The organism is Pseudomonas sp. LRP2-20, assembly GCF_024349685.1.
In the GTDB taxonomy this organism is placed as follows: Bacteria; Pseudomonadota; Gammaproteobacteria; order Pseudomonadales; family Pseudomonadaceae; genus Aquipseudomonas.
Genome location: NZ_AP025944.1, coordinates 4,117,086 through 4,138,092, shown reverse-complemented (window position 1 = coordinate 4,138,092; position 21,007 = coordinate 4,117,086). Strand labels below are relative to the sequence as shown.

Genomic DNA, 21,007 nt, shown 5'->3' with positions numbered 1-21,007 from the left:
AGCGCACACTTGGAGGCTGGTGATCATCCTGTGGGAGCGGGCTTGCCCCGCGAATGGGGCGCAAAGCGCCCCCGACCCTCTCGGCACTGCAAAAAAATTGCAGTACAGCCGCATTTTTTTGAATTAGCCCAATCTTCCGCCGGCCGGCACAATTCCCCCACGAAACCCTGCGGTTTCCATCTCTCCACGGACGGAGCCCCTTGTGATATTGCATCCGCAATACGAGGCCCAGGCCACTTCGACTGGGCTTTCTTTTTAATCAAAAAAACTACAGATCCTGATTACTTGTATGTCTGCCATGCGTTCCGAGCGTCGTTTGCAGCGGTTGTTGCCAGCGCCCCTGAATATCCCCCCCAAAGAATGGTTGCGTGCCGGTGTCGGCGCGTTGCTAGGCCTGCTGCTCGCGGGTTGGCTGACCAGCCTGGCCTATGGCCCGGGCATTGCCCTGCACCTGCTTGGCCCGTTGGCCGCCTCGGCGGTGCTGGTGTTTGCCGTGCATTCCGGGCCGTTGGCGCAGCCGTGGCCAGTGCTCGGCAGCTATGCGCTGGCCGGTGCGGTCGGCCTGGCCATGCGCCAGGGCTTGGGCGCTGAATTATGGGTGGCCGCTGCGGCCTTGGGCATCTCGATCCTGGTCATGTGCCTGCTGCGCTGCCTGCACCCGCCGGGTGGCGGCGTGGCGGTGAGCGCGGTGCTGGCCGACCCAGGGCTGACGGCCATGGGCGACCACCTGCTGGAGCCGGTATTGCTCAATGCGCTGATCCTGGTAGGCGTGGCGGTGATCTACAACCGCCTGACCGGTGTGCGCTACCCCAAGGGCGCGGCGCCGCGCAAGGACCTGCACCACACCCACGACCCGCTGCCCAGCGAGCGCGTCGGCATCAGCGGCACCGACCTGGACCAGGCGCTGGAAGAGCTGGGTGAATTTGTCGACGTCACCCGCGACGAGCTGGAACGCATCATCCTCGCCACCGAGCAGCACGCCTTGCAACGCAGCCTCGGCGGCATCACTGCCGGGGCGGTGATGTCCCGTGACGTGCAGTTCGCCTCGCCGCAGACCACCCTGGAACAGGCCTGGAAAATGCTCGCCAGCCACCACCTGAAAACCTTGCCGGTGCTGCAGCAGGGCAAGCTGGTGGGTATCGTCAGCCTCAGCGACCTGGTCGGCCCGGCCATGCAGCGCGGCCAGTTCAGCTGGCGTGGCCTGTTCGGCCGCAAGGTGGTGCGCATGGAGCAGGTCATGAACCGGCGAGTGGTCAGTGTCAGCAGCCAGCATCCACTGGAGCGCCTGTTGCCGCTGCTGTGCGAGCAGGGCTTGCACTGCCTGCCGGTACTCGACGGTGACCAGCTGGTGGGTGTGGTCACCCAGACCGACCTGGTCGCCGGCCTCAAGCGCCAGTTGCTCAGTGCCGCTGGCAGTGCTTCAGATAACCGGGTCCCAGCGTTGTGACCAATCGCTGGCGCCGGCCGCCACCAGCCGGCGCAGCACCGCGATGGCCTGCTGCAAGGCATCACTGTCGCGCTTGCGCGGGTAGACCAGGTAGGTCGGGTAGGTGAATTCCGGCGCTTGTGGCACCCGCTCGAACACGCCGCTTTCCAGGTAGGCCTGCACCACGCGGGTACGGAAATACCCGCTACCGCCCTGGTCGAGGATGAACTGCAGGGCCAACGGCCCGAGGTTGAAACTCAGCGCCGGGCGCGCGCAGTCGGGCAGGGCAGCGTCATGCTGGCGGCGGAAAGCTTCGCCCCAGTCGATGTAGATGTACGGCTCGGGCTGCTCGACCCGGCGCACACGAATCAGCTTTTCTTCCATCAGCTGCTCCACCTGCAGCCCTGGGCCGTAGATCGGCTGGTACACCAGTGCGGCGTCGAGCAGGCCCATCTCCACCTTGCGCAGCAACGACTCGCCATCGCTCACCTCGCTGCGGATGGCATGGCTGGGCAGCTCGCGGTGCAAGGCGCCGACCCAGTCGAGCAGCATCGGGTTGCCCAGGCTCACTTCCGCGCCCACATGCAGCACCTGCTGGCAGCCTTCGGGCAGCGGCAGGTCGCGGCGTGCCGCTTCCCAGGTCTGCACCAGCTGGTTGGCGTAGCTGACGAAGGCTTCGCCATCACTGGTCAGGCTGGCACCGTTGCGGCTGCGTACGAACAACTGGCAGCCCAGTTGCTGCTCCAGGCGTTGCACGCGGGCGGTGATGGCGGTCTGCGACACGAACAGGCGTTCGGCGGCGGCGACCAGGCTGCCGCAACGCACGATTTCCAGGAAGGTTCGGGCCTGATCGATGTCCATGAGCTGCTCTGTGGCGGAGAGGGGCGCCTATTCTAGAGGCTTTGCACTGTTGTGGGGCGCTTTTGCCCTGTCTGCAAATTTGCAGGTCCGTTGTGACTTTAGTCCCATGGCGGCCCCGGTGTGGCGGGCCATACTCATTATTCGCCCTTCAATAACAACAAGTACCGGGTTTTCACCACCATGACCTACCAGCACAGCTATGCCCAATCCATTGCCGACCCTGCTGCCTTCTGGGCCGAACAGGCCGAATCCCTGGCCTGGTACCGCAAGCCTTCCCTGACCCTGCAGAATAACCCCGACGGCACCCACCGCTGGTTCGCCGACGGCCAGTTGAACAGCTGTTACCTGGCCCTTGATCGGCAGATCGAACTGGGCCGTGGCGAGCAACTGGCGCTGATCTACGACTCGCCAGTGACCGGTGCCCAACAGGCATTCACCTACAACCAGCTGCGCGACGAAGTGGCACGCCTGGCTGGCCTGCTGCGGCAACTGGGTGTGGGCAAGGGCGACGGGGTGATCATCTACATGCCGATGGTGCCCCAGGCGGCCATGGCCATGCTCGCCTGCGCGCGGATCGGTGCGGTGCATTCGGTGGTGTTCGGCGGCTTTGCCGCCAACGAACTGGCGCTGCGCATCGACGATGCCCGGCCGACGCTGTTGCTCACTGCGTCCTGCGGCCTGGAGTTCGACCGGGTGATCGAGTACAAGCCGCTGGTCGACCGCGCCCTGCAGGCGGCCCGCCATCAACCTCGCCAGGTGCTGGTGCTGCAAAGGCCCCAGGCCCGCGCGCAGCTGCAGCCAGGCCGTGACCTGGACTGGCAGCAGGCCTTGGCCGATGCCGAACCGGTGGCACCCGTGGCGCTGGAGGCCGGCGACCCGCTGTACATCATGTACACCTCCGGTACCACCGGCAAACCCAAGGGCATCGTCCGTGAAAATGGTGGCAACGCCGTCGCGCTTTGTTATGCGATGCGTCATATCTACGGTATGCAGGCTGGCGATGTGTGGTGGGGCATTTCCGATGTCGGCTGGGTGGTCGGCCATTCGCTGATCGTCTACGGGCCACTGATGAGCGGGTGCACCACGGTGTTCTATGAGGGCAAGCCGATCCGCACGCCGGACGCCTCGGCGTACTGGCGGGTGGTCGAGCAGTACCAGGTCAACGCCTTGTTCTGCGCGCCGACCGCGATGCGTGCGATCCGCAAGGAAGACCCGGACGGCGAGCTGATCCGCAAGCATGACCTGAGCTCGCTGCGCCAGCTGTTCCTGGCCGGGGAAAAGCTCGATTCCAGCACCCATCAGTGGTTGGAGCGGGTGACTGGCAAACCGGTGCACGACCATTGGTGGCAGACCGAAACCGGCTGGCCGGTGACCGCGCCATGTGTGGGGCTGGCGGGCAGTGCGGCGCGGCCAGGTTCGAGCAACCGCGCGGTGCCGGGTTATCACGTGCGCGTGCTGGATGATGACGGGCATCTGCTCGGTCCTGACCAGCAAGGCGCCATCGTCATCGCCCTGCCGCTGCCGCCAGGCTGCAGCCAGACCTTGTGGGGCGACCATGAACGCTACCTGCAGGCCTACCTGCAGACTTACCCGGGCTATTACCACACCGGTGACGGCGGCTACCTGGATGAAGAGGGCTTCGTCTACATCATGGGCCGCACCGATGACGTGATAAATGTCTCCGGGCACCGCCTGTCCACGGGCGAGATGGAAGACCTGGTCGCACGCCACCCGGCGGTGGCCGAGTGCGCGGTGATTGGTGTGCATGACGAGATCAAGGGCCAGGTGCCGCTGGCGCTGGTGGTGCTCAAGGATGGCGAGGGTATCGCCGAGGCGCAGTTGCTGGTGGACCTGGTGGGCAGTGTGCGTGAGGAGATCGGCGCGCTGGCGTGCTTCAACCGGGTGCGCTTGGTAAAGCGGCTGCCCAAGACACGGTCGGGGAAAATCCTGCGGGCGGTGCTGCGCAAGATTGCCGACGGGCAGGCTTATGTGCCGCCTTCGACCCTGGATGACCCAGCGGTGCTGGGGGAAATCGAGGCGGTGCTGGCGGACCTGCCCAGGGCTGGCTGATGGGTTGACCTGGTCCGGCCTCTTCGCGGCTAAAGCCGCTCCTACAAGGACAGCGCTGTACCTGTAGGAGCGGCTTTAGCCGCGAAGAGGCCCGATCAGGCAATAGCGTTGTCAGGCCCGATCTGGTGTAACTGCCCCAACCTGCTACGGGTACGCATCAGGTCGGCCAGTGGCCCTCCGAGGCTTTCTGCAAGTGGCCGGCGCCCGATCACGGTCACCTGCCGATCCTGGTCATACAGCACATCCACCAGGTTGACGAAGCGCTGCTGCGCCGCCAGCGAGCATTGCGCCAGATCATCCAGCCCATCGATGATCCACTCGTCGTACTGCCCGGCCAGCACCAGGTAGTCGATCACAGCCGTGGCCTTTTCGCACAGGTCGTCAAAGGCCAGCACCACCCGCCGGCCATCGATGGCCAAGGCACGCAACGGGCGCTTGTTCACCTCCAGCACCACCGGCTGCTCATCCGGCACGTTCAGCGCCTGGCGCTGGGCCGCATTGCCCGGCCACACATAGTGCCCCTGGGTGAAACGCTGGTGCTCGCGGTTGGCCGGCAGGCTGCGAAAATCCGTGTCGCCGCCCACTTCGAGCACGTCCATCGCGCGGTTGATCAGGCGGATCACCGGCAGGAAGCGCTCGTGGTACAGCGGGTTGGGCAGCAACCCTTCTGGCGCGTAGTTGGACGTCACCAGCAGGAAGATGCCGCGGGCGAACAGGGCATTGAACAGCCGGGTCAGCAGCATGGCATCGCCGATGTCATGCACATGGAACTCGTCGAAGCACAGCACTTGGCAGTCGCCCAGCAGCTCATCGAGGGTAGCGCCAAGCGCATCGTCCAGCAGGCGGTGCTGGTGCATGCCCTGGTGCAGGCGGGCGAAAAAGTCGTGGAAGTGCAGGCGCCGCTTGGCCGCTACGGGTACCGCCTGGAAAAAGCCATCCAGCAACCAGCTCTTGCCACGGCCAACCGAGCCGTACAGGTAGAGGCTGCGAGGCTGGCCACCCTCCAGTTGTGCAAGCTGCGCGGCCATACTGTCGATGACCCGGCGCTGGCCCTCGCTGAGCTGATAGCCGCGGCTGTGGGCCTTGTCCTCGAACCAGTTGAGCAGTTCGCTCTGGTTGGACGACGTGCCGCGCAAGCGCTGGCCGAGCTGGCGCAGCGGGGAAGGGATCCAGGCAGACAAAAGCTAAGCTCCTTGGGCAAAGGCAGGGCAGCGTGCAGCTTGCCCCAGATGGGGCATTTTGACTAATAGATAAAGTGCCGGGCAATGATCGGCTGGCGAGATAGGTCGAGCGAACAGGCGTAGGCTGGAGGAGTGCAAAACAGAGGAGCAGCGGCCATGCCTGCCGATTTCGAGCTGGAGCGTTTCGTCGATGCACAGGACCGCGTTTACGACCAGGTCATGCAGCAGCTGCAGGCCGGGCGCAAGCGCAGCCACTGGATGTGGTACGTGTTCCCGCAGCTGGACGGCCTGGGCCACAGCATCATGGCCGAGCGCTATGCCTTGTCCGGCATCGACGAGGCGCGCGCCTACCTCGCTCATCCTGTGCTGGGGCCAAGGCTGGAAGCCTGTGTGACTGCCCTGGTGCAGCACAGCGACAAGAGCGCCCGTGAGATCCTCGGCAGCCCCGACGATCTCAAGCTGCGCTCTTGCCTGACACTGTTCAGCCAGGCGGCGCCTGACCATCCGCTGTTCCAGCTTGGCCTGGTGCAGTTCTACGGCGGTGAACCGGACATGCGCACCCTGGCGCTGCTGGAGCGTTAGCTCAGGCCTTGCGCTCCAGTTGGCGCTCGATCATGTACTTCACGGCCAACCGGCGTTCCTTGAGATGGCGCAGGTCCTCGTCGACGAAATTGCCTGCCGAAATCGATTCGGCGGCCAGCACCTGGTTGTCGATGTCCATGTACTCGTCGAGCAGGCGGTCGAGGGCCTTGTCCTGCTGGCGGCGCTGCTGAACGATTTCGCGCGGGTAGTGCAGGTCCTGGTAGAGGTCGTGGGAAACGGGCATGGGGTCCTCCTTGGTCAATGCAGTTCGCTTTACTGATTGGAAGGGAGGAATGCGATTGTGTTGAAGCGCAGCGGTGAAAAAACGACGGATGGTTGCCATGCTGGCCCGTGAAAACGGCCCTCGAACACTAACTTGCTGTTTTAAAGCATTTTTTTTCACATGGGGGCTTCACAGACCGAAACTTTGTTGTTAAAGTGCCGCGCATTCCAAGACAACAACCCAGTTGTCACTCAGTTGGAATTGTCAGAGCAGCATCAGCTGCATCCGATACAGGGGCGTCGCCAAGCGGTAAGGCAGCAGGTTTTGATCCTGCCATGCGTTGGTTCGAATCCAGCCGCCCCTGCCATTTTCTCTCTTCAAATACCTAATTCCTTTTTCAGTGCAGATGAACGTCGGCGCTGGATTTTGCCGTTTCTGTTTCCTGCGCTGGCCTGTTCGCGGGCAAGTCGGGGCGCCGAACCGCCGCTCCCACAGGGATCGCGCCAGATTCTGGAAAGTGAGCAAGACAGTTGCTCCCACAAGGAAAACACCGCCCTTGAGGGCAGTGCAGTACTTGTGGGAGCGGCGGTTCGGCGCTCCGATTTACCCGCGAGAGGCCAGTGCAGGCACAGTTGATCTATCCTGGCACCCGCAGCAGTTCATTCAACACCCTGGCCAGCTCTTCCGCTTGCACCGGCTTCTGCACCACCAGGCTCCCTGGCAGTTCCAGCCCTTCCAGCTCCGCATAGCCGGTCAGAAACACCACCGGCAAGCGGGGGTGCCGCTCGCGCGCCGCCAGGGCCAGTTGCCCGCCGTTGAATTCAGGCATGGCAAAGTCGGTCAGCAGCAGGTCGATACTGTCGTCCAGCAGAGCCAGCGCCTGCTCCCCGTTGTGCGCCTGGCGTACCTGGTAGCCATACTGGCGCAGCACGTCACCGAGCAGGTCACGTACCAGATGATCGTCATCCACCAGCAGTACCGTACGGTCCCGGCCACTGTCATCGATCGAATGGATGGCGGGCGGCGGGGCAGGGTCGATGGCGACTTCCTGCTTCACCGCCGGCAAGTACACCGCCACCTGGGTACCATGCCCAGGCTCGGTATCGATGCGCACACCGCCGCCGGACTGCTTGGCGAAACCGAACACCTGGGCCAGGCCCAGGCCCGAGCCTTTGCCGATGTCCTTGGTGGTGAAGAACGGCTCGAACACCTTGGCCAGCACCTCTTCACTCATGCCGCAGCCGGTGTCACGGATGCTCAGCATCACGTACTCGCCGGGGTCGGGGTCTTCCGGGCGCTGCGGGCGGGCCTTGATGCGCGTGTTGCGGGTCGACAGGGTCAGCTGGCCGCCTTCGGGCATGGCGTCGCGGGCGTTGATTGCCAGGTTGAGGATGATCATTTCGGTCTGGGTCGGGTCGGTCAGCGCCTGCCACAGGCTGTGGTCCAGGTCCAGGCGCACCAGGATGTTGCCGCCAAGGGTACGGCGTAACAGTTCTTCCAGGCCGGTGAGGGTGCGGTTCAGGTTCAGCGGCACCGGCTCCAGGCGCTGGCGACGGGAGAAGGCAAGCAGCTGCGAGGTCAGCTTGGCGCCGCGGTCACCGGCCTCGCGGATGTGCGTCAGGCGGCTGCGGGCCTTGTCCAGGTCACCCTTGGCCAGGTCGCGTTCAAGGAAGCTGGCGCCGGTGAGGATCACGGTGAGCAGGTTGTTGAAGTCGTGGGCGACCCCAGCGGTGAGCTGGCCGACGGCCTCCAGCCGCTGCATCTGCTGCAGCGCCGCCTCGATGCGTTCGCGCTCGGTGATCTGTTCACGCAGGCGGGTATTGGCTTCGGCCAGGCCGAGGGCGGTTTCCCGCTCGCTGGTGATATCCCGCGCCACTACGTAGAGCAGGGTGTCTTCCGGCACCACCACCCAGGACAGCCAGCGCAACTGGCCGCTGGCATGCTGGATGCGGCCGACGAAGCGTGCGCTGCTGCGACCGTGGGCGAGGGCGGCCAGCTCGGTGAGCAAGGCTTGCTGATCCGTCTCGGGCAGCAGGTGCAGCAGCGAAGTCTGGCTCAGGCGCTCGCGGGAAAAACCCAGGCTGGCCTCCCAGGCCGGGTTGAGGGCTACCGGGGTCAGGTCCTTGTTGAGCACCGCGAGCAAGTCCTGGGACAGCTCCCAGGCGCGGTCGCGCTCACGGGTACGGCGCTCGACCCGTTCGCCGAGCATCTCGTTGAGCTGCCTGAGCGCCTGGGTTGCCTGGCGCTGAGTATGGATGTCCTGCAGTACGCCGGTAAAACGCGTGCACTGGCCGTCGACGAACTGTGACTGGCCGCTACTGAGCAACCAGCGCGGCTCCAGGCCGTTGGGTTGGGCGATGCGGAACTCGACCCGGTAGAGGCCGTCACTGTCCGTGCGCATGGCTTGCTCGACGGCTTCGCGTACCTTCGGCAGGTCGTCGGGGTAGATGCCGGCATAGAACACCTGCAGATTCATCTCGGTATCGACCGGCAAGCCGAACAGGATCTTGCAGCGGTCGTCCCAGATCAGTTGGCCCTGCTGCGGACGAAAGTCCCAGGTGCCCATGCCGGCGGCATTGATGGCAATGCGCGCGCGCGCTTCGACATCGGCCAGGGCTTCCTCCGCACGGCGCCGGCGCTGGCGCTCCTGCACTTCGGTGAGGGCCCGGCGCACGGCCTTGGGCAGCAGCGGCAGGTTCTTCTTCAGCACGTAATCGGTGGCGCCCAGGCGGATCATTTCCACCGCATGTTCTTCGCCATAGATGCCCGAGAGAAAGATGAACGGGGTATCCGGTGCCAAGCGCTGGGCGATGGCCAGCACGTCGGTGCCGGAGGAGCCCGGCAACACGCAATCGCACAGGATCAGGTCGAAACTGCCCTGATGCAGGGCATGTTCGAACCCGACGTGGTCGAACACCAGCTGCGACTGCACCTGCAACCCGCTGCGCTCCAGGCACATCAGGGTCAGCTCGGCGTCCATCGAGCTGTCTTCGACCATCAATAATTTGAGCGGTGTCGGCAACATCTTTGCGTGGGCCTCAGTTGCTGCCGCGCCGGTTCAGGCGCAGCGAGCCGGGTGGCGGCTCGTTGAGCACAGCCCAGAACACGCCGAGGTCGGAAATCGCCGCGACGAATTCCTTGAACTCCACCGGCTTGACCACGTAGGCATTGACTCCCAGTTCATAGGCGCGCAGCAGGTCAGGCTCTTCACGCGATGAGGTCAGCATCACCGTTGGGATGCTGCGCAGCTCTGCGGTGGCGCGCACTTCCTTGAGCACTTCCAGGCCGTCGACCTTGGGCAGTTTCAGGTCCAGCAACAAGACCGCCGGGTTGCCATCGTCGCGATTGGCGTAAGCGTTGCGCCGCAGCAGGTAGTCGAGGGCATCGGCGCCGTCCCGCAAGACGATCACTTCGTTGGCCAACTGGCTGCGCTCCAAGGCCAGGAGCGTCAGTTCGAGGTCCCGGGGGTTGTCTTCGACCAGAAGGATAGGCTTGAGCATGTTGATACGGGCCCTCAGGTAGTGGCAGGGTGACGGGGTAGCGTGAAGTGGAAGCTGGCGCCATGATCGACTTGGCCTTCGGCCCAGACCCGGCCATCATGGCGCTCGATGATCCGCCGCACACTGGCCAGGCCGATCCCGGTGCCTTCGAAGTCTTCCATGCGGTGCAGGCGCTGGAACACCCCGAACAGCTTGTTGGCGTAGGCCATGTCGAAGCCTACACCATTGTCGCGGATACTCACCTCGGTCTCGCCCGGGCGCTGCCGGGCGCGGATCGTGATGCGGGCCGGTTCACGGCCACGGGTGTACTTGATGGCGTTGGCGATCAGGTTGTGCAAGGCCATGTTGATGAACGCCGGGTCGGCGATCACCTTGGGCAGCGGCGCGATGTCCCAGACGATTTCGCGGCCCTGGTAGTCGGGCGCCAGTTCCTGGCGGATGGTATCGACCAGTGCATTGAGGTCGACATCCGACAGGCGCAGCGCCGAGCGGCCCATCTGCGAGAAATTGAGCAGGTTGTCGACCAGGCTGCCGGCGAAACTCGCGGCCTCTTCGATGTGCTGCAGGAAACGTCGACCGCGCTCGCTCAGGCCGTGCCCTTCGATTTCGCCGAGCAGCTCGGAGTAGCCGGCGATGTGCCGCAGGGGCGCTCGCAGGTCGTGGGACACACTGTAGGAAAAGGCTTCGAGCTCCTTGTTCGAGCGGCGCAGTTCATTGGCCAGCTGCGCCAGCTCCTCGGCCTTGCGCAGGACGATACCGAGCACCGCCGTGCGCAGTTCGACCACACCTTCGATGATCAGCGGGTCCCATGGCTCGCAATAGCCACCCACCTGTTCCTGCCAGGTTTCGAAGCTGTGCCGTGGGTTGAGCGCGCCCTGGGGGCCGATTTCCTTGTCTGGCCGCCCGGCCCAGTTGACCGTGCGCACCTGCTCCGGGCGGAACCACAGCAGGTAGTGCGAATGGATCTGCGAGATGGCCACCGCCAGCACGCCGCCGGCATGGGCCGCGAGCTCTGGCAGCTCATCGATGTCACGGCGCAGGTTGTCGCTGTGGAACACCGTCTCATCGCCACGCCGGGTCAGCCAGTGCACCAGTGCAGTGACTTGTGCGGCCGGCGGTGTCTGGCCGATCAGGTCGCAGCGTTCGGCAGAAATCACCGCTGCACCGCTGGCATCGGCAAACGCCAGCAGCACCTCGGGCAGGGCGAGCAGGCCGTCGCTGACACTGTCGTGGTCGGCCATCGACGAAATCATGCGCACGATGTGCTGGCGCAAGTCGAGCAGCTGCCGGGTCCTGGCGTGGGACTCGCGGCTTTCGATCTGCAGTGACAGCACGCTGGCCAGCAGTTCGCAGGCGGTGCGGGTGCGCAGCTCGACCGCGTGTGGCTGCGCGTGGTGGCAGGAGATCAGGCCCCAGAGCTGGCCATCGACCACGATCGACAGCGACATCGACGCCAGGGTGCCCATGTTGCGCATGTACTGCAGGTGCACCGGCGACACGCTGCGCAGGGCGGCGAAACTCATGTCCAGGGGTTTGCCGGTGCGCGGGTTGATCGCTGGCAGCAGCGGGGAGGCCTGGTAATTGGCATCTTCGATCACGCGGATGCGGTTGACCCGGTACAGGTCGCGGGCCTGGCGCGGGATGTCCGATGCCGGGAAACACAGGCCAAGGTAGCGCGGGTAACCGGCATCGGCGAGTTCGGCCAGTACCTTGCCGTTGCCCTCGGCATCGAAGCGGTAGGCCTTGACCCGACCGAAGCCGGTGACCCGCTTGACCTGCACCACGCACTGCTGCAGCAGCTCTTCGAGGCTGTCGGCATTGTGCAGGCTGCTGACGAAGCCGCGCACCAACGGGTAGTAGTCGCCCTGGTCGGCCAGATCGGTGGGCGGGCGCAAGGGTTCGAATTCGGCGATCAGCACCTGGTCGTGGCGATGGGTCAGCAGGCGCAGTGTTCCGCCAAAGGGGGCGCCTTGGCGCAAGCGCACGTCGCCGATATGAAAGGGGAATGCTTCTTCGCCCGGCAACCGCTCGAGCTGGGTGCGCAAGTCGAAGCTTTCGCTGACCACGTCGGCGAAGGTGCAGCCGATCAGCTCCCGCGCGGGAACGCCCAGCCAGCGTTCGACGTTTTCGCTGGCCTGGAGGATGCGCAGGTCGCACTCATCCAGCACCAGCAGAAAGCCATGGGGCTGAATGCTGCCGGGTATCTGGATCGGCTCCTGGGCACAGCGCTCCACGGCTGCGGCGAGCGCATTGTCTGCAGTCATCAATGGAAACGCTCCTGTCATGTTGTTCCATGCCTGCCGCGAGCATCTGCTGCCGGCGGTTGGCTGCCAGGCACCGTAACAGAATATTGGCCACTTTACCGGCCCATGGCCATTGGAGGCATGGGAGGCCCAGGGGTTCGCCTGGGTTGTGAAATTTCTTGCCGGTTCGCTAGCGCTTTGTCGTTAGCACAAAAGAATGGCACCCCGCCATCACGGTTCGGCCACCTGCTGCTACGCTGAAATTCACGATAGAAGAACAAGGAACAGCCAGTGACGGAACGCTTTGTGGCCGCGCTGTTTGGCCTGTTGTTGAGCGGCAGTGCCGTGGCAGCGGACTTCCTGGTCGAGGTGCGGGTGCTGGTGCAGCGTGGTTGCATGCTGGTCACCCAGCCGCGTGACGCAGGCGCCCAGGCCCTGGGTCGGATCGACCTGGGGGCAGTCGCTCGTCTGGACGGCCCGGATGCGCCATTGAGTGGCGTATTGCTCAGCCAACGCCCACCGCGCCTGGAATGCAACCCCGACACGCCTTATCAGGTACGCGTCGATGGTGGCCAGCACGGGGGTGTTGGCGAACTGCGTTTCCTCGCCAGCAAAGACGCCAATGCCAGGCCGATTCCCTATCGGCTGTTCCGCGATGCGGCCTGGCGCGAGCCCGTTGTGGTCGGTGAGCCCCATGCCGCACGTGTGCCGAGCAGCGGCTCGGTCGAGCTGCCGCTCTACGCGCGAATCGACAGGCTGGCCTGGATGCCACAGGCAGGGCAGTACGCCGACCTGCTCAAGATCACGGTTACCTGGTAGCGAGGCCGCCATGCATAAGGACGTCATGCCATGAACCGCACTTCGATCCTGCTGCTCAGTCTCGGCCCGCTGCTGTTGCCCAGTGGTGTTGCGCATGGCACCACCACCGGTTTCATCCAGGCCCGCCTGGTGATCAGTGCCGCCTGCCAGATCGACAGTGGCGACCAGCCGCCCGCCACCCTGGGCAACCCCGGGCTGATGGATTTCGGTCAGCGTGGCCCGAACTGGGACACGCCGCTGCGCACCCGGGTCGACGAGGCGGGTGGCCAGGGCAGCCTGCAGATCAGCTGCACGCCCCAGGTGCGGGCATTCAACGTGCGCATCAACGGTGGCCTGAATGGCGACGATGGTGTGCGTCGGCTGAGTAACGGCCGCGAGATGATCCCTTATCAACTGGCGGTCGACCCTGGTGGCAACAGCCGCTACGGCATCGGCCAGGCCAGAGCTTTCACCATCAGCAGTACCGAGCAGGTCCCTGTGCCCATCTACGGCGTGGTCGTGGCGCAACCGCGCGCGCTGCCGGCCGGGCTGTACCGCGACACCCTGAGAGTGACCCTGGACTGGTAAACGACGCAAGGAGACTCCGATGCGAACGACTTTCACCCGCTGCATGCTCGCCGGCCTTGGCCTGACCATGGCCGCTCATGCCCAGGCCGCCACGGTGACCGGGACCATCTCCTCGACCCTGACCCTGACCTCGGCTTGCCAGGTCAATGGCGCCAGCGGCACGACCGGGTTGAACTTCGGTAACCTCAACTTCGGTAGCACCGATGCCCTGTTCACCACCGCCAACGCCCAGGTGCTGGGTGGCGGCGGCGGTGCCATGAGCATCCTCTGTTCGGCCGGCACGGTACCGGCGATCCGCGTGCGCGCCGGGTCCCACGACGGCCAGTCCACTGGCGGCACGCGTGCGCTGGCCGACGGCGCCGGCAATTTCGTGCCCTACGACTTCTACACCGATGCCGGGCGCACCACGTTGCTGGCCATTGACGGCACCATCACCCTGCCGACCAGCACTGGCGTGGCGCAGACCGTCAACCTGTATGGCCAGGCGCGTGGCAAGGCCGGCCTGCCGGCGGGGACGTACACCGACACGGTGGCTGTCGAGCTGTCGTTCTGAGCCATGTGCGTCTGCATGCGTGCCTGGCTCGGCGGCTGCCTGGCGGGGTTCGGCGTGTTGCTGACGCCGTCGCTGGATGCAGCCACCAGCAGCACCTTCCAGGTGAGCGCGCAGATTGTCGCCGGCTGCCTGGTGGTGGGCGGTGTGACCAGCTATGGCGTGCTCGATTTCGGCACCCAGTCGGCGCTGTCCGCCAGCACCCTCAGTACCTCGCTGGGGGGGACCACGGTGACCTTCCAGTGCACGCCAGGCGTGGCCATGAGCATGAGCCTGGACGGCGGCCAGAACAGCGCCAGTGGTACACGCAACCTCAAGCGCACGGGCGGCACGCAGGTGCTGGCCTACCAGTTGTACCAGGACGCGGCCTACAGCCAGGCCCTGGGGATCGGCCAGAGCGTGACGGTGAGCTACACCGACGCCACGGCCATCAAGTTGCCGGTGTATGGCCGTACCCAGTTGCCAGGCACCTTGCCGGCCGGGACCTACACCGATGTGGTGCAAGTATCGGTGAGTTGGTGAGTACACCAGCACCCAAGAAAAAGAAACCAAGGAGAGTGGCATGGGGGTAGGCGCGAAGTGGGCGCAAGGTTTGACCGGTTTGTTGCTCTTGGCGAGCCTGCCGGCAGGGGCAGCCACCTCGGTGCTGATCTGGCCGATCGACCCCGTATTGGAGGCTGACCAGAAAGCCGGCGCACTGTGGCTGGAAAACCGCGGCACAGCCCCTGCCAGCTTGCAGGTCCGGGTGTTCGCCTGGCGCCAGGGCGACTACCAGGAACAGTTCCAGGCCCAACGCGAAATCATCGGCAGCCCGCCGGTGGCCAACATTCCCCCAGGGCAGAAGCAGCTGATCCGCCTGACCCGCACGGGCAGCTCGCCGGTCGGCCAGGAGCAGGCCTACCGCATCATCATCGACGAAATCCCCTCGCCATTGCCCGTTGATGCCGGCAACCAGGGCACCACGGCGGCGATCCGCCTGCAGATGCGCTATTCGGTGCCGCTGTTCGTCTACGGCGAAGGGCTGTGGGGCAAGGCTGACCCGCAAAGCCAGCGCAACGCCGAAGGCGTCGGCAAGCCGCAACTCAGCTGGCGCCCGGTGACGGTACAGGGCAAGCCCTATGTGGAAATGCGCAATACCGGCCCGGTACATGCGCGCCTGACCGATGTGGTGGTGCAGCACGGCGGCCAGGCCAAGCCCTTGGCCGAAGGCTTGCTCGGTTATGTGTTGCCCGGTGCCAGCATGCGCTGGCCGGCACCGGTTACGCCAAACGCTGGCAGCGTGATCAAGGGGAGGGTGAACGGCCAGGAAACGGCTGAAGCGATCCGGCAGGGGCAATGAGCCCGCTGCTGAATGAAGGGCAAGGGCCATGGAGGACCTGGCAATGGTCGGAGTCCGTGCGTGAGATGGCTGTCGCGGGCTTCGCGCCGCTGGTGCCTGGGGCTGACCTTGTTCGGCCCCTGCCTTGCGCTGGCCGACGACCTGCCACCACCGCCCAGCGAAACCCCCGCTGTCGCCGATGCCACGCTGTACCTCGACCTGCTGGTGAACCAGATGCCCAGGGCTGAGCTGGTGCCGGTGCAGCAGCGTGCCGGGCGCTTGTTCCTGGACAGCGAAGTGCTGCGCGGCCTGGGCGTCAAGCTGCCGGGCGACCCGCAGGGTGAAGTGGCATTGGACGATGTGGCAGGTTTGCACACCGATTACGACAGCCAGAACCAGCGCTTGCTGCTGCAAGTGCCACCGGCCTGGCTGCCGGACCAGCAGGTCGGTGACCGCGGCCTGTACCCTGCCAGCGAGGCGCGCAGCAGTTTCGGTGCCTTGTTCAACTACGACGTTTACCTCAACGATACCGATGATGGCGGCGCCTACCTGGCGGCATGGAACGAGCTACGCCTGTTCGACAGCTGGGGCACGTTCTCGAGCACCGGCCAGTGGCGCCAGTCGTTCAATGGTGCGCAGCGCGACGAAAGCCACCAGGGTTTCCTGCGCTACGACACCACCTGGCGATTCACCGACGAGCAACGCCTGCTGACCTACGAGGCCGGCGACTTCGTCACTGGGGCATTACCCTGGACCAGCTCGGTGCGGGTAGGCGGCCTACAGCTGTCGCGTGACTTTGGCGCGCGTCCGGACCTGGTGACCTACCCCTTGCCGGCCTTTGCCGGGGAGGCGGCAGTGCCAACCTCGCTGGATCTGTTCATCAATGGCTACAAGTCCAGTACCGCCGAGCTGCAGCCAGGCCCATACACCCTGACCAACGTGCCGTTCATCAACGGTGCTGGCGAGGCGGTGGTGGTGACCACCGACGCCCTTGGCCGGCAGGTATCCACGACCTTGCCGTTCTACGTCACCAGCAGCCTGCTGCAAAAAGGCCTGTCGGACTTCTCGATGGCCGCCGGCAGCCTGCGCCGCGACTATGCCGTGGAAGATTTCGGCTACGGCCCCGGTGTTGCCTCGGCCAGCCTGCGCCACGGCATCAGCGACAACTTCACCCTGGAAACCCATGTCGAGACCGCCGAGTCGCTGCTGCTCGGTGGCCTGGGCGGCAACATGCGCCTGGGCACGTTCGGTGTGCTCAATGCGGCCTTGGCGCAGAGCCAGTTCGATGGCGAGAAGGGCCACCAGGTCGCCCTCGGCTACCAGTACAACAGCCAACGTTTCGGTTTCAACTATCAGCGTCTGCAACGTCATGGCGAGTATGCCGACCTGACCCGGGTCGACACGCCCGACATGCAGCTGAGCCAGCGCAGCGAGCAGGTGACCCTGAGCGTCAACCTCAACCAGTACGGCAGCGTGGGCGCCGGCTATTTCGACGTTCGCGCCGGTGATGGCACCCGCACCCGGCTGATCAACCTGAGCTGGAGCAAGCCGCTGTGGGGCAACAGCAGCCTGTACCTGTCGGCCAACCGTGAGGTTGGCGACAGCAACTGGGCGGTGCAGGTGCAGGTGGTGATCCCGTTCGACTTCGGCAGCACCCTGGCGGTGAGTACCGAGCGCAGCAAGGACGGCGAGAGCCTGCAGCGGGTCAACTACAGCCGCGCCGTGCCGGTGGGTGGCGGCGTCGGCTACAACCTTGGCTACGCTGGCGGTGGCGACCGCGATGCCTACCGCCAGGCCGACCTGACCTGGCGCCTGCAGGCTGTGCAGTTGCAGGCTGGCGTGTACGGCAGCAGCGGCGAGATGACCCGCTGGGCCGACGCCAGTGGCTCGCTGGTGTGGATGGACGCCGGGGTATTCGCTGCCAACCGCATCGACGATGCCTTCGTGGTAGTCAGCACCAGCGGCTACGCCGACGTGCCGGTGCGCTACGAAAACCAGGAAATCGGCCGCACCGACCGCAGCGGCCACTTGCTGGTGCCGTATAGCAGCGGCTACTACCGTGGCAAATATGAAATCGACCCGATGGGCTTGCCGCCCGATGTGCTGGCGGCTGAGGTCGAGCAACGGGTGGCTGTGCGCCGTGGCAGCGGCTACCTGCTGGAGTTCCCGCTCAAGCGGGTGCTGGCGGCAAGCATCGAGCTGGTAGACGCCAAACAACAGCCGCTGAAACTCGGCAGCAGGGTCAGCCACCAGGAGAGCGGCAGCCAGGCCGTGGTCGGTTGGGACGGCCTGGTGTACCTGGAGAACCTGTCGCCACATAACCGCCTGCACGTGATGGTGGAAGGAGGAGGGCAATGCCAGGTCGAGTTCGACTTGCCCGATGCGCAAGGTTCGGTGCCGTTGATTGGCCCGCTGGTGTGCCGATGAAGCGCTTGTGTTGTGCCTTGCTGTTGTTGCCCACCGGCTCAGCCTGGGCCTTGTGCTCGTCGGTGGCCACTGCCCCGGCGAGCTTTGGCAGTGTCAATTCGACGCTGGTGCGGACCACGAGCCAGGCGGCCTCGACCACCAACTCAGGCCTGCAATGCACCGGCTCGCTGCTGAGCGTGCTGACCTCCACCGACCACGTCTACGCCACCATCACCTCAACCACCAGCGGCCTGGTCGGCCCCACCGGGGATATCATCAGTTACACCCTGTACGCCACCAACAGCTCCAGCTACCCGATCACCCGAGGCGTGGCCTTCGACTTCGCCCGCAACAGCATCCTCGATCTCCTTGGCCTGCTCGGCAGCAGCACGCCCAAGACCGTCCCGCTGTACATGCGCACGATCATAGGCAGCAACGTCGCTGCCGGGGTGTATACGGAAACATTGAATGTGGCCTGGAGCTGGGACTATTGCTCCGGCATCGGTGTTGGAGCCATCTGTCTTGGTCGTGACATCGGTTCAGGTAGCCAGACGCTGGTCGTTACCTTGACCGTGACCAACGACTGCCAGATCACCACGCCCAACATCAGCTTCGCCAGCGCGCCGGTGGTGGCCGGGTTCGGCACGGTGAGCCAGAGCGTGACCCTGTCGTGCACCAAGGGCAGTGCCTACACGGTGGGCCTGAATGATGGGGAGAACGTGTCGGGCGGGCGGCGGCGGATGAAGTCGGCGGCGGGCAACTACCTGGCCTATGACATCTTCAAGAGTGCCAGTACCGTGCGCTGGGGCTCGCTGACCACTGCCAGGCGCTCGAGCAGCGATGCCGATGTGAACCCCGGCAACGGCACCGGGACGGGCAGCCAGCTGTTCAACTACAACGCCAAGGTCTACACCGACCAGGCCACACCGCCGGCGGCGAGTTACCTCGACAATGTGATTCTGGATGTGCAGTTCTGACAGTGCAATCCGGTATCGGCCCTTTCGCGGGCAAGCTCGCTCCCACAGGAATTGCACAATGTTCGAGGCTGTGGCGATCCTGTGGGAGCTGGCTTGCCCGCGAAGAGGGCGGGCCTGCTCAGCGCAGATCGCCAACCATCTTCAGCAAGGTCTCCAGCACCGCGCCGGCCAAGGCCTTGGACCGCGCCCCCGACCATTCGGCCACTGGCTCCGGCGCATCGTCATGGTCCTTGAACGGCATCTCCAGGGTCAGCGACAGGCAGTCATACGCCATGCCCACCGCATTGCACGCCAGCGTGGTATTCGCCTGACCTGGCTCGTCCCGGGTATAGCCATGCTTCGTCTGGAAATCCTTGGTCACACTGCACAAGGTCGTGCGGAACTGTTCTTCCAGCTTGGCCAGCCGTGGCGTATACCCCGGGTTACCCTCGCAGGCCGCCGTGAACACATGGGGAATTTCCTCATCGCCATGCACATCGATGAACGCATCCACACCGTACTGCTTCATCTGCGCCTGGGCAAAGAACACCTCCGGGCTGAGTTCGACACTGGCATCCTGCCAGGCCCGGTTCAGGTCCTTGCCCTTGAAGTTGGTGCGCAGGTGGCCAAGGAAGGCGCCATCCGGGTTCATGTTCGGGATCAGATACAGGTCGGCCTTTTCCAGTAGTTTCTGAACCGTCGGGTCATTGCCTTGCAGCCGGTCGATCACCCCCTCCATGAACCACTCGGCCATGTGCTCGCCTGGGTGCTGCTGGGCGATCAGCCACAGCTTGCGCTTGCCTGTAGCGCCATCGCCGGCACGCAGCAGCGGAATATCCCGGCCTTGCACGCTGCGCCCGTGGGCCAGCAACTCGACGCCCGGGATCTGCTGGGCCCGCTCGATCAGCTGGTTGTGGCGCGCGCGCGGGTAGGGCTCGAAGTAGGCGAACCAGACTTGCCCCTGCTCGGCCTTGAGTTCGAACGACAGCGCCTTGCCATCGAACTGGCTCGGCACGCGGAACCAGGTCTGCTGGTCGTAGGAGGCCACGGCGTTGTAGCCGTTCCAGGCGTTCTTGTAGGAAGACTCGCTGGCGTTGTCCAGGCTGAAGCGATGGACCTGACCCGGCGTGAGGCCGCTGACCTTGAAGTGGAACCACTGGAAGTGGCCGCTATGGGTATCGGGGCGGATGGCCAGGTGCACCTGGGCCGGGTTGCTGGCATCCAGGACCTGGATGTTGCCGGAATCGAAATCGCAGTCGATTTGCAGGGGGGACAGCGTCACGGTCATTGCCAGACTCCTTAGGCATTGTTGTGACGGCTACTGTACACCGCTTGGCAAGGTTGCTGCGTTGCCAATGGGTATCAAGTCATGCCCAATAGCGCAAACAGCAGCGCTGCCGCCACACCCAGCCCGACTGCCACCGAACACCCTCCAACCGAGATCGCCGCACGCCCGTGCCGATACCAGCCATCGAGCCCCAGCTCCCGCGCCGGGGCGAGCAGGCTGCGCCAGCGCAGCTCGGTATCGTGAAACGCCTGCAGGTGTGCAGGTGCCGCATCCAGCCAACGGCGAAAATCGATGCGCTCGCACGAGGTCACGTCAGGGCTCTGCAACCGCACATACCATTGCCCCGCGACACTGGCCAACGCATCCCCGTGAGGTTGCGCCACCTGCAGGGCCTGGTTCATGTTGCGTTCGACGCTGAGCAGCGGGAGGTCGAGGCGCTTGGCAATGCTGGCAAAATCCAGCTGATCGAGGCGGTTGAGCAGGAACACTTGCTGCACGCGCCGGGGCAGGCGCTTGAGTGCGTACAGCCGCTCATGCTCGGTAGCATGCTCGCTGGCAGGCGTGGAGTGCTCAAGGGGCAGCAGCAGACGGCTCATGGACAGCTCCTTGCTCGAGGGTAGGGTGGGGGCATCGTCCGTGATGCAGAAACAGCGTAGTAAAAACGAGATTGATTCTCAAGTGCTGGTTCCGCAAAGATTTGTAATGAGCGTTCACGCTCTGAAACACTTTTGCTATCATGCGCGCCATCAACGATCTTCATTAGCCTGAAGAGCCAAAAAAAATGACCCGGCAAAAAGCCGGGTCAAAAACCGTGATTAGCCTGATGAGGAGATAATCTGGAGCGACCTAAGCTCCGGGTTATCCAGCAGATCTTGCGATCAGCTGAGTGCAATAATAATCGTTATCATTTGCCAGTCAAATGAATTTTCAGTTATCCGGTAAAAAAGTTTTACCGGCGCGCTTCCTTGTCCCGGCGCGCGGGGCCTTTCGCCGGCAGCCGGCCATCACGTTCTCCCT

General features: G+C 64.5%; 18 protein-coding genes and 1 tRNA gene. 11 read left to right on the top strand and 8 right to left on the bottom strand.

Annotated features, from left to right (window positions below):
- Positions 1-289: 289 nt before the first annotated feature.
- The gene (locus OCX61_RS18520) at positions 290-1,447 is read left to right on the top strand and encodes an HPP family protein (RefSeq protein ID WP_261940833.1); all 1,158 of its coding nucleotides are present in this window, start codon (positions 290-292) and stop codon (positions 1,445-1,447) included.
- Here OCX61_RS18520 and OCX61_RS18515 read toward each other — a convergent pair.
- Positions 1,421-2,287 carry a LysR family transcriptional regulator gene (locus tag OCX61_RS18515; RefSeq protein WP_261940832.1) on the bottom strand — a complete coding sequence of 289 codons (867 nt, stop codon included), beginning with the start codon at positions 2,285-2,287 and terminating at the stop codon, positions 1,421-1,423. The genes OCX61_RS18520 and OCX61_RS18515 overlap by 27 nt on opposite strands.
- 180 nt (positions 2,288-2,467) lie before the next feature.
- Here OCX61_RS18515 and OCX61_RS18510 point away from each other — a divergent pair, with 180 nt between their 5' ends.
- On the top strand, positions 2,468-4,357 hold the full coding sequence (locus OCX61_RS18510; protein ID WP_261940831.1) for a propionyl-CoA synthetase: 1,890 nt from the start codon (positions 2,468-2,470) through the stop codon (positions 4,355-4,357).
- Positions 4,358-4,452: 95 nt separating this feature from the next.
- Here the strand turns inward: OCX61_RS18510 and zapE are convergent, their stop codons facing one another.
- Complete coding sequence (gene zapE, locus OCX61_RS18505; RefSeq protein ID WP_261940830.1) at positions 4,453-5,538, bottom strand: cell division protein ZapE; 1,086 nt, start codon at positions 5,536-5,538, stop codon at positions 4,453-4,455.
- Positions 5,539-5,694: 156 nt separating this feature from the next.
- Here zapE and OCX61_RS18500 point away from each other — a divergent pair, with 156 nt between their 5' ends.
- On the top strand, positions 5,695-6,120 hold the full coding sequence (locus tag OCX61_RS18500; protein ID WP_261940829.1) for a DUF1810 domain-containing protein: 426 nt from the start codon (positions 5,695-5,697) through the stop codon (positions 6,118-6,120).
- A 1-nt stretch (position 6,121) separates the two neighbouring features.
- Here OCX61_RS18500 and OCX61_RS18495 read toward each other — a convergent pair whose 3' ends face one another.
- Positions 6,122-6,364 carry a hypothetical protein gene (locus OCX61_RS18495; RefSeq protein WP_012271609.1) on the bottom strand — a complete coding sequence of 81 codons (243 nt, stop codon included), beginning with the start codon at positions 6,362-6,364 and terminating at the stop codon, positions 6,122-6,124.
- Between the two features lie 271 nt (positions 6,365-6,635).
- On the opposite strand from OCX61_RS18495, the gene OCX61_RS18490 reads away from it, so the two are divergent.
- A tRNA-Gln gene (locus OCX61_RS18490) sits at positions 6,636-6,710 on the top strand.
- A gap of 270 nt (positions 6,711-6,980) precedes the next feature.
- Here the strand turns inward: OCX61_RS18490 and OCX61_RS18485 are convergent.
- The 3 genes from OCX61_RS18485 to OCX61_RS18475 are packed head-to-tail and all read right to left on the bottom strand — an operon-like array spanning position 6,981 to position 12,107.
- A complete protein-coding gene (locus OCX61_RS18485; protein ID WP_261940828.1) occupies positions 6,981-9,368 on the bottom strand; it encodes a hybrid sensor histidine kinase/response regulator in 2,388 nt (795 codons plus the stop codon).
- Between the two features lie 13 nt (positions 9,369-9,381).
- Entirely contained in the window at positions 9,382-9,843 is a 462-nt protein-coding gene (locus OCX61_RS18480; protein ID WP_079227241.1) for a response regulator, read from the bottom strand.
- A gap of 14 nt (positions 9,844-9,857) precedes the next feature.
- Positions 9,858-12,107: an ATP-binding protein gene (locus OCX61_RS18475; RefSeq protein ID WP_261940827.1), complete on the bottom strand. Its 2,250-nt coding sequence runs from the start codon at positions 12,105-12,107 to the stop codon at positions 9,858-9,860.
- 270 nt (positions 12,108-12,377) lie between these two features.
- On the opposite strand from OCX61_RS18475, the gene OCX61_RS18470 reads away from it, so the two are divergent.
- The 7 genes from OCX61_RS18470 to OCX61_RS18440 are packed head-to-tail and all read left to right on the top strand — an operon-like array spanning position 12,378 to position 18,723.
- Positions 12,378-12,905, top strand: a complete 528-nt coding sequence (locus OCX61_RS18470; protein ID WP_261940826.1) for a Csu type fimbrial protein — start codon at positions 12,378-12,380, stop codon at positions 12,903-12,905.
- Positions 12,906-12,935: 30 nt separating this feature from the next.
- Positions 12,936-13,472, top strand: a complete 537-nt coding sequence (locus OCX61_RS18465) for a Csu type fimbrial protein (RefSeq protein ID WP_261940825.1) — start codon at positions 12,936-12,938, stop codon at positions 13,470-13,472.
- Between the two features lie 19 nt (positions 13,473-13,491).
- A complete protein-coding gene (locus OCX61_RS18460) occupies positions 13,492-14,025 on the top strand; it encodes a Csu type fimbrial protein (RefSeq protein ID WP_261940824.1) in 534 nt (177 codons plus the stop codon).
- A 15-nt stretch (positions 14,026-14,040) separates the two neighbouring features.
- Positions 14,041-14,544 (top strand): Csu type fimbrial protein, encoded by a 504-nt coding sequence (locus tag OCX61_RS18455; protein WP_261940823.1) that lies wholly within the window; start codon positions 14,041-14,043, stop codon positions 14,542-14,544.
- A 40-nt stretch (positions 14,545-14,584) separates the two neighbouring features.
- Positions 14,585-15,361 (top strand): fimbrial biogenesis chaperone, encoded by a 777-nt coding sequence (locus OCX61_RS18450; protein ID WP_261940822.1) that lies wholly within the window; start codon positions 14,585-14,587, stop codon positions 15,359-15,361.
- Positions 15,362-15,373: 12 nt separating this feature from the next.
- Complete coding sequence (locus OCX61_RS18445; protein ID WP_410011082.1) at positions 15,374-17,767, top strand: fimbria/pilus outer membrane usher protein; 2,394 nt, start codon at positions 15,374-15,376, stop codon at positions 17,765-17,767.
- Positions 17,764-18,723, top strand: a complete 960-nt coding sequence (locus OCX61_RS18440) for a Csu type fimbrial protein (RefSeq protein WP_261940820.1) — start codon at positions 17,764-17,766, stop codon at positions 18,721-18,723. Before OCX61_RS18445 ends, OCX61_RS18440 begins: the two co-directional genes overlap by 4 nt.
- 118 nt (positions 18,724-18,841) lie before the next feature.
- Here the strand turns inward: OCX61_RS18440 and OCX61_RS18435 are convergent, their stop codons facing one another.
- Complete coding sequence (locus OCX61_RS18435) at positions 18,842-19,990, bottom strand: M14 family metallopeptidase (protein WP_261940819.1); 1,149 nt, start codon at positions 19,988-19,990, stop codon at positions 18,842-18,844.
- Between the two features lie 74 nt (positions 19,991-20,064).
- Positions 20,065-20,586: a DUF4880 domain-containing protein gene (locus OCX61_RS18430; RefSeq protein ID WP_261940818.1), complete on the bottom strand. Its 522-nt coding sequence runs from the start codon at positions 20,584-20,586 to the stop codon at positions 20,065-20,067.
- Positions 20,587-21,007: the final 421 nt, after the last annotated feature.